The 7,566-nt window shown below is 73.6% G+C and carries 9 protein-coding genes and 1 tRNA gene; 2 read left to right on the top strand and 8 right to left on the bottom strand.

Annotated elements, in window-relative coordinates:
- Positions 1 to 40: 40 nt before the first annotated feature.
- The gene (locus H5J30_RS11655) at positions 41 to 664 is read right to left on the bottom strand and encodes a DJ-1/PfpI family protein (RefSeq protein ID WP_181787362.1); all 624 of its coding nucleotides are present in this window, start codon (positions 662 to 664) and stop codon (positions 41 to 43) included.
- A gap of 94 nt (positions 665 to 758) precedes the next feature.
- On the opposite strand from H5J30_RS11655, the gene H5J30_RS11650 reads away from it, so the two are divergent.
- On the top strand, positions 759 to 2,096 hold the full coding sequence (locus H5J30_RS11650) for an aminotransferase-like domain-containing protein (protein ID WP_181787361.1): 1,338 nt from the start codon (positions 759 to 761) through the stop codon (positions 2,094 to 2,096).
- 68 nt (positions 2,097 to 2,164) lie between these two features.
- Here the strand turns inward: H5J30_RS11650 and H5J30_RS11645 are convergent.
- The 4 genes from H5J30_RS11645 to hisN all read right to left on the bottom strand — a co-directional run bounded on the left by H5J30_RS11645 (position 2,165) and on the right by hisN (position 4,317).
- Positions 2,165 to 2,241 (bottom strand) — tRNA-Met (locus H5J30_RS11645).
- A gap of 43 nt (positions 2,242 to 2,284) precedes the next feature.
- Positions 2,285 to 2,710, bottom strand: a complete 426-nt coding sequence (locus H5J30_RS11640; RefSeq protein WP_181787360.1) for a Fur family transcriptional regulator — start codon at positions 2,708 to 2,710, stop codon at positions 2,285 to 2,287.
- 218 nt (positions 2,711 to 2,928) lie between these two features.
- Positions 2,929 to 3,339, bottom strand: coding sequence for a CBS domain-containing protein (locus tag H5J30_RS11635; RefSeq protein WP_181787359.1), 411 nt, complete (start codon positions 3,337 to 3,339; stop codon positions 2,929 to 2,931).
- A gap of 183 nt (positions 3,340 to 3,522) precedes the next feature.
- Positions 3,523 to 4,317 (bottom strand): histidinol-phosphatase, encoded by a 795-nt coding sequence (hisN, locus tag H5J30_RS11630; RefSeq protein WP_181787358.1) that lies wholly within the window; start codon positions 4,315 to 4,317, stop codon positions 3,523 to 3,525.
- Positions 4,318 to 4,531: 214 nt separating this feature from the next.
- Here hisN and H5J30_RS11625 point away from each other — a divergent pair, with 214 nt between their 5' ends.
- On the top strand, positions 4,532 to 5,089 hold the full coding sequence (locus tag H5J30_RS11625; protein ID WP_258563258.1) for a TetR/AcrR family transcriptional regulator: 558 nt from the start codon (positions 4,532 to 4,534) through the stop codon (positions 5,087 to 5,089).
- Here H5J30_RS11625 and H5J30_RS11620 read toward each other — a convergent pair.
- From H5J30_RS11620 to H5J30_RS11610, 3 genes are all read right to left on the bottom strand, one after another.
- Complete coding sequence (locus H5J30_RS11620; RefSeq protein ID WP_018835040.1) at positions 5,055 to 5,378, bottom strand: DMT family transporter; 324 nt, start codon at positions 5,376 to 5,378, stop codon at positions 5,055 to 5,057. The genes H5J30_RS11625 and H5J30_RS11620 overlap by 35 nt on opposite strands.
- A gap of 107 nt (positions 5,379 to 5,485) precedes the next feature.
- Positions 5,486 to 6,493 carry a ribosome small subunit-dependent GTPase A gene (gene rsgA, locus H5J30_RS11615; protein WP_181787356.1) on the bottom strand — a complete coding sequence of 336 codons (1,008 nt, stop codon included), beginning with the start codon at positions 6,491 to 6,493 and terminating at the stop codon, positions 5,486 to 5,488.
- A gap of 8 nt (positions 6,494 to 6,501) precedes the next feature.
- Positions 6,502 to 7,566, bottom strand: a 1,065-nt coding sequence (locus tag H5J30_RS11610; RefSeq protein ID WP_181787355.1) for a 3-phosphoshikimate 1-carboxyvinyltransferase, incomplete at its 5' end; no start/stop codon positions are given.

Here is a 7,566-nt window from a genome sequence, read left to right as displayed (position 1 = left end):
GCGCACCGCCAGGTGCCCCGGTCCGGCCCGGCGCGGAGTGTCAGACGGGCGTCGGCGCGGGGGCGGGCAGGTAGGGGGTGAGGTTGCGCCAGGCGCGCTCGACGTACTCGTCCTTCTCGCCCACCGGGGCGACGTAGTGCAACGCGCCCTCGGCGGCGTCCCTGCCCCGCAGCCGGGTGATGATCCAGGCGGCGAGGTAGTGCGAAGCCAGGCAGCCGCCGGCGGTGGCGACGTTTTCCTCGGCGTAGAAGGGCTGGTCGAGCACCTCCACGCCGGCCGCGACGACCCACGGTCTGGTGGTCAGGTCGGTGCAGGCGGGGATGCCGTCGAGCAGCCCGAGCCTGGCCAGTACGAGCGCTCCGGAGCACTGCGCCGCGATGAGCTGGCGCGAGGGGTCCAGGTCCCGCAGGACACTCATGATCGCCGGATCCTCGACGACCTCGCGGGTGGCGATGCCGCTGCCGACGATGACGGCGTCGGCGGTGCACGCCTCCGCCAGCGTGGACATCCGCTCGATGACCACCCCGTTCATGGACGTCACCCTGGGGCCGGGGGTGGCGAGGGTGACGCGCCAGTCGTCGGTCCTGACGCGGTTGAGCACTCCGAGCGCGATCAGGGAGTCGAGTTCGTTGTACCCCTCGAAAGTGAGGATGGCGATGTGCATGGCGGCCGTCCTTCCTGGTGAGCGCGGCTGCTCGGCGACGGTACGAAGCCGCGGGCAGGACAGTCAAGGAATTGTCATGGATACAATCCGGCGTATGGCAGCCCCGCGTTACAAAGCCGTGGTCGACGCCCTCGTCTCCGACATCCGGGCGGGCCGGCTCCCCGCGGGCGCCAGGCTGCCCACCCACCGCGCGCTGGCCGCCCGCGAGGGCGTCGCGGTGGTGACCGCGACCCGCGCGTACGCCGAACTGGAGGCCATGGGCCTGGTCAGCCGGGAGCAGGGGCGCGGCACGTTCGTACGCGACCGGGCGGTCCCGCCCGGTCAGGGCATCGACCAGCAGGCCGTCGCCGCGGACGCCGTCGACCTCAACTTCAACTACCCGTCGCTGCCCGGCCAGACCGGCCTCCTGCGCCAGGCGCTCCGCGAAGTGGCCGTCTCCGGTGACCTCGACTCCCTGCTGCGCTACCAGCCGCATCCGGGCCGGCCCCAGGACCGGGCCTCGATCGAACGGCACCTGCGGCGGCGGGGGATCGACGCCGACGCGGACCGGATCCTCATCGTCAACGGTGCACAGCACGGTCTGGCCGTCACGGCCATGGCCACGCTCGGCGCCGGCGACGTCGTCGCGGTCGACGCGCTCACCTACCCCGGCTTCAAGGTGCTCGCGCACGCCCTCCGCCTCGACCTGGAGCCCGTCCCGACCACCGCCGGCGGGCCGGACCTCGACGCCCTGGAGAGGCTGTGCGCCACCCGGCCGGTGCGGGCGGTCTACACCATGCCGACCCTGCACAACCCTCTGGGCTGGGTCATGACGGAAGCCGACCGCGTCCGCCTGGTCGGGATCGCCCGACGGCACGGCGTGCTCGTCGTCGAAGACGCCTCGTACGCCTACCTGGCCGAGAACCCCCCGCCGCCGCTGGTGACGGCCGCACCGGACCTCACGGTCTACGTCTCCGGGCTGTCCAAGAGCGTCGCCACGGGCCTGCGGGTCGGCTTCGTCCTCGCCCCGCCGGCCGCGGTGCCGCCGCTCGCCCGCGCGATCCGTGCGACCACCTGGAACACCCCGGCCCTGACCACGGCGATCGCGTGCCGCTGGCTCGACGACGGCACGGTGGACCGGCTGGAGGAGCAGAAGCGCGACGACGCCAGGGCCCGCCAGGCCATCGCGGCGCAGGAGCTGGCGGGGCTGCCGCTGGTCGGCCATCCCTCGTCCTACTTCACCTGGGTGCCGCTGCCGGACGACGCCCGTGCCGACCGCCTGACGGCGACCCTTGCGCGGCACCGCATCTCGGTCACCACGGCGGAGCCGTTCACCACCTCGGCCCACACGCCGCAGGCGATCCGCCTCGCCCTGGGCTCGACCGACCTGGACACCCTGCGATCGACGCTGCGCACGGTACGGCGCCTCGCCCTCGAAGACGCATGCGCCTGAGCCGCGGGCGGACGGCGAACGGGCAGACGACGACGGAGGCCCGGACCAATGGTCCGGGCCTCCGTCTTTGGTAGCGGGGACAGGATTTGAACCTGCGACCTCTGGGTTATGAGCCCAGCGAGCTACCGAGCTGCTCCACCCCGCGTCGGTGAAACCAACACTACCCCTGGCTGATCGACAAGCGCAAATTACTTCCCGCGGCGCTCGGCGCAGTCCGGGCAGATGCCCCGATACGTGACCTCCGCGCCGGAGACCCGGAAGCCGAAGCGCTCCCCCTCGGGCAGCGTCGACAGCAGGTCGCCCTCCGGGCGCACGTCGCGGATCGAGCCGCAGCGGCTGCACACCAGGTGCTGGTGCGCGCTGTGGGCGTTGGGGTCGTACCGCTTGGCGCGGCCGTCGGTGCTGACTTCGAGCACCTCGCCGAGGGCGACCAGCTCGCCCAGCGTGTTGTAGACCGTCGCCCGGGAGATCTCGGGGAGCCGGGCGGTGGCACGTGCGAGTACTTCGTCGGCGGTGTAGTGCACGTGGTCGCCGTCCAGGACCTCGGCCACGACTCGCCGCTGTGCGGTGAGCCGGAAGCCACGGCCGCGCAGTCGCTCCAGGAGGTCACTCATGCATTCAGGGTAGCAGCGCACCGCTCTATGGCCAGAACCCATACGGACTTCATTGGAATCTTGACTTGGACTGTGTCTAATGTAGTCTTCCTGGCAGGCTGCGGCGATCGGTCCCGAGCCGTGCTCCAGGCCCTGTGCGGCCGCGGGCCGGTTGCCGTGCACGGACAGAGGGGTCGGGACGCCGGTCGGGCTCCCGGCCCCTCTGACGCTCCGGTGCGCTACGCGAGGGCTGTCTCGCGGCGCTCCGGCTCCTGCCGCTCCGGGGTCCAGCAGCGGATGATGTCGCGCACGGAGACGATGCCGACCGGCTCCGCGTCGTCGAGGACGATCAGGTGCCGGAAGCTGCCGTGGGTCATGGCGCCGGCGGCGTCGTCGAGGGTCCAGCCGGGTGCGGCGAAGACGACGTCCGTGGTCGTGTGGTCGTCGGCCTTCTCCATGTCCGGGTCCTGGCCCGCGCCGACGGAGTTGAGGATGTCGCGCTCGGTCAGGATGCCGAGCCCGCTGGTGTCGGGGTCGAGGACGATCGCCGCCCCGACGCGCCGCGCGGACATCAGCCGGGCGGCCTGGCGGAGGGTATGGGCGGGGCCGATGGTGAGGACCACCGTGCTCATGGCGTCGCGGACGAGCATGGGGTGGAGCCACCTCCTAGGCGTAACGGGCCCTTGTGTCGGCCTGTGAAGGTTTTCACAAGTTCACAAGGTCGGTCACTGTCAGACTGGCACGCTCGGGAGTGAGCAACAAGGGGCGGGGGAAGCCCGGCCGCCGGGGCCCGCGCCCCCGTGCGCGGGTCTGCCGGCGGCCCGGCCGCCCGGCTACGGGCCGAGGTACTTCAAGAGTTCCTGGTGGAGCAGCCCGTTGGACGCCGCGGCGTTGCCGCTGTGCGGCCCCGGCTCGCCGTCCAGGCCCGTGAACGAGCCGCCGGCCTCCGCCACGATCGCCGCGCACGCCGCCATGTCCCACAGCGACAGCTCCGGCTCCGCGCAGATGTCGACCGTCCCCTCGGCGACCATCATGTACGGCCAGAAGTCCCCGTACCCCCTGCTGCGCCAGCAGTCGCGGGTCAGGTGCAGGAAGCCGTCGAGCCTGCCGCGCTCGTCCCAGCCGTGCAGAGAGGAGTACGCGAACGAGGCGTCCTCGATCCGCTGCACGCCCGACACCCGCAGCGGGCTCGCCTTCGCCAGGCTGCGCCCGGTGTACGCGCCGCCGCCCTGCACCGCCCACCACCGGCGGGCGAGGGCCGGCGCCGACACCACGCCGACGACCGGCTGGTTGCCCTCCGGGCCCGGCGCCATCAGCGCGATGAGCGTCGCCCAGACGGGGACGCCGCGGACGTAGTTCTTGGTGCCGTCGATGGGGTCGATGATCCAGCGCCGCGGGCCGGTGCCCTCGGTGCCGTACTCCTCGCCCATCACGGCGTCGCGAGGCCGGGCCCGCCGCAGGGAGGAGCGGATCAGCTCCTCCGCCGATCTGTCCGCCTCCGACACCGGAGTCAGGTCCGGCTTCGTCTCGACCTTCAGGTCGAGGGCCTTGAACCGCTCCATCGTGGCGGCGTCGGCGGCGTCCGCCAGGACGTGGGCGAGACGCAGATCATCATGAAAACCGGCCATGCAACGAACAGTAACCCCAAAGGTGCACCGCCAACCTTCGCCCGCGCCCGCGGCGGGTCTCCGGGCCCCCCGTACGGACCCTTGACAGCACCTGGCGGTGCGTCAATTCTGAGCGCACGGTCGCCTTCTGGAGGCCACGATGCCCACAGCGCGAGAAGGACTCCTCGACGCCGCCTTCGCGGCGCTCAGGGGCCGGCCCTGGGCGGCGGTGCGGATGGTCGACGTCGCCGCCTCGGCCGGGGTGTCCCGCCAGACTCTCTACAACGAGTTCGGCAGCAAGGAGGGCCTTGCCCAGGCCCTCGTCAGACGCGAGGTCGACGGCTACCTCGCGGGCGTGGAACGGACGCTGGCCGGCGCCCGCAGATCCGGCGCCGACGCCGGTGGCCGACTGCTCGCTCTGGTCGCTTGGACACTGCGCGCGGCGCGCGGCAACCCGCTGGTGCGCGCGGCGCTCACCGGGTGCTGGGGCGAGCAACTGCCGACCCCCGCGCGGCGCGTGTCCGCCAGGGGCGGCGCGCCGGGGGCCAGGCGCCCGGACCAGTCCGTGGAGACGCCGGCGCAGCTGGTCGAGGAGGTACGCGACCGGGTACTGCGGGCGCTGGAGGAGCAGTTGCCGGGGGGACCGGGCGAACGCCGCCGGGTCTGCGAGGCGGTGACCCGGCTGACGCTGTCGTACGTGGTCGCGCCGGCGGCGCGGGGCGAGGACGTGGAGCGGACGGTCCGCGGGCTGCTGGCCCTCAGTGCGCCGAGCCGGACAGCTGCAGGCCGATGACGCCGACGACCACCAGCGAGATGGAGACGAGCTTCAGCGCGGAGACCAGGTCGCCGAGGAAGACCATGCCGTAGATCGCGGTGCCCGCGGCACCGATGCCCGTCCACACCGCGTACGCCGGGCCGACGTCCAGCTTCTTCAGCGACAGCGTCAGCAGGCCGAAGCTGCCGAGCGCGAACACGCAGAAGGCGACCGTCGGCCAGAGCCGGGTGAAGCCGTGGGAGAGCTTCAGACAGACGGCGAAGCCGGTTTCGAGGATTCCGGCCACGACGACCAGCAGCCACGCCATCGTGTAGTGCCTCCCGTTCGGTTGACGCTCCTGCGATTATGCCCAACCCGCCTCCGCTTGGGCGACGGACCTGCCGAAGGGCCTCGGCGGCCCGGGGCCGGCGGCCGTCAGTCTCCCTCGTGGCGCTCGCGGGTGGCGAGCAGGCGGCGCAGCGACGCGAGCCGCGCGGGGTCGGCGCGGCCCGCGGCGACCCAGGCGTCGAGCGCGCAGTCCGGCTCGTCGTGGCTGCAGTTGCGCGGGCAGTCCGCCGTCCCGGGCTCCAGGTCGGGGAAGGCGTGGATGACGCGCGACGGATCGACGTGCGCCAGGCCGAAGGACCGCACGCCCGGGGTGTCGATGACCCAGCCCCTGTCGTCGGGCAGCGGCAGGGCGAGCGCGGACGTCGTGGTGTGCCGGCCGCGGCCGGTGACGAGGTTCACCTCGCCGGTGGCCCGCTGGCGCTCCGGCACGAGCGCGTTGACCACGGTGGTCTTGCCGACGCCGCTGTGGCCGACGAAGGCGGTGACGCGGTCGGTGAGCAGGTCCAGCAGGCGGGCGGCGCCGGCGCCGGTGGCCAGCTCGTCGCGGTTGCAGGCGACGGCCCGTACACCCAGCGGCGCGTACGACTCCAGCAGCTCGTCCGCGGGCGCCAGGTCGGACTTCGTCAGCACCAGCAGCGGGTCGAGCCCGCCGTCGTACGCGGCGACCAGGCAGCGGTCCACCAGGCGCGGGCGGGGCGGCGGGTCGGCGAGGGCGGTGACGATGGCCAACTGGTCGGCGTTGGCGACGACCACGCGCTCGTACGGATCGTCGTCGTCGGCCGTGCGGCGCAGCACCGACGTGCGCTTCTCGACGCGGACGATGCGCGCCAGCGTCCCGGGCTCGCCCGAGACGTCGCCGACGACGGCGACCCGGTCGCCGACGACGATGCCCTTGCGGCCCAGCTCGCGGGCCTTCATCGCGGTGACCGTGCGCTCCTGCACCAGGCAGGTGATCCGGCCGCGGTCGACGGTCAGGACGAAGCCCTCGGTGGCGTCCTCGTGCTTGGGCCGGTTGCGGCTGCGGGGCCGGCTGCCCCGGCGGTCCGGGCGTACGCGGACGTCGTCCTCGTCGGGGTTCTTGCCGTAGCGCCGCATCGTGCGGGTCAGTCTCTCCGGGCGGCGGCGGGCGTGCCGGCTTCGGGCGCGGCGCCGGGGCCGGTGGCCGTCCCGGCGAGCAGGCCGGTCCACATCCCGGTGAAGTCGGGCAGGGTCTTGGCGGTCGTCTCCACGTTCTCCACCCGTACACCCTTCACCACCAGGCCCAGGACCGCCCCCGCGGTGGCCATCCGGTGGTCGTCGTACGTGTGGAAGACGCCGCCGCGCAGCGGGCGCGGGCGGATCTCCAGCCCGTCCCCGGTCTCGGTGACGTCGCCCCCCAGCCCGTTGATCTCCCGGGTGAGGGCGGCGAGCCGGTCCGTCTCGTGCAGCCGCAGGTGGCCGACGCCGCGCAGCCGGGACGGCGAGTCCGCCAGCGCGGCCACCGCGGCGATGCCGGGCGTCAGCTCGCCGACCTCGGAGAGGTCGATGTCGATGCCGCGGACGCCGCCCGCCGACGAGCCGGCCGAGGGGCCGGTGAAGACCAGGTCCGTGCCGTCCGCGGTGGTCACCAGCTCGCAGGAGCCGCCCATCTCCGTGAAGATCGCCCGCAGCGCGTCCCCGGGCTGGGTGGTCCGCCGGGGCCAGTCGCGGATCGTGACCCGGCCGCCGGTGAGGAGCGCGGCGGCCAGGAACGGCTGCGCGTTCGACAGGTCGGGCTCGACCGTCAGGTCCCGGCCGCGCAACGCGCCCGGCGCCACCCGCCAGACGTTCGGCTCGCCGCCGTCCTCCGGCGCCTCCACCTCGGCGCCGGCCGCGCGCAGCATCTCCACGGTCATCCGGATGTGCGGCAGCGACGGCAGCCGGTCGCCCGTGTGGCGCAGCTCCACGCCCTTGTCGAAGCGCGGCGCGGACAGCAGCAGCGCGCTGACGAACTGCGAGGACGAGGAGGCGTCGACCTCGACCGGGCCGCCCCGCAGGGCCCCCGTGCCGTGCACCGTCAGCGGCAGGGCGCCGGGGCTGCCCTGCGCGGTGTCGTCGATCCGGGCGCCGAGGGAGCGCAGCGCGCCGACGACGCCGTGCAGCGGGCGCTCGTGGCTGCGCGGGTCGCCGTCGAAGCGGACCGGGCCGTC

It is taken from the genome of Streptomyces phytophilus (assembly GCF_013870535.1).
GTDB classification, from domain to species: domain Bacteria; phylum Actinomycetota; class Actinomycetes; order Streptomycetales; family Streptomycetaceae; genus Streptomyces; species Streptomyces phytophilus.
This window is presented reverse-complemented; position numbering and strand designations above follow the sequence as displayed.

What these genes read in the sequence shown, in the direction of transcription:
- H5J30_RS11640 (WP_181787360.1), bottom strand. Translation starts at nt 2,710, where the DNA reads ATGAGTGACCTCCTGGAGCGACTGCGCGGCCGTGGCTTCCGGCTCACC.
- hisN (WP_181787358.1), bottom strand. Translation starts at nt 4,317, where the DNA reads ATGGCCGGTTTTCATGATGATCTGCGTCTCGCCCACGTCCTGGCGGAC.
- H5J30_RS11635 (WP_181787359.1), bottom strand. Translation starts at nt 3,339, where the DNA reads ATGCTCGTCCGCGACGCCATGAGCACGGTGGTCCTCACCATCGGCCCC.
- H5J30_RS11620 (WP_018835040.1), bottom strand. Translation starts at nt 5,378, where the DNA reads ATGGCGTGGCTGCTGGTCGTCGTGGCCGGAATCCTCGAAACCGGCTTC.
- H5J30_RS11625 (WP_258563258.1), top strand. Translation starts at nt 4,532, where the DNA reads ATGGTCGACGTCGCCGCCTCGGCCGGGGTGTCCCGCCAGACTCTCTAC.
- H5J30_RS11655 (WP_181787362.1), bottom strand. Translation starts at nt 664, where the DNA reads ATGCACATCGCCATCCTCACTTTCGAGGGGTACAACGAACTCGACTCC.
- H5J30_RS11650 (WP_181787361.1), top strand. Translation starts at nt 759, where the DNA reads ATGGCAGCCCCGCGTTACAAAGCCGTGGTCGACGCCCTCGTCTCCGAC.
- rsgA (WP_181787356.1), bottom strand. Translation starts at nt 6,493, where the DNA reads ATGCGGCGCTACGGCAAGAACCCCGACGAGGACGACGTCCGCGTACGC.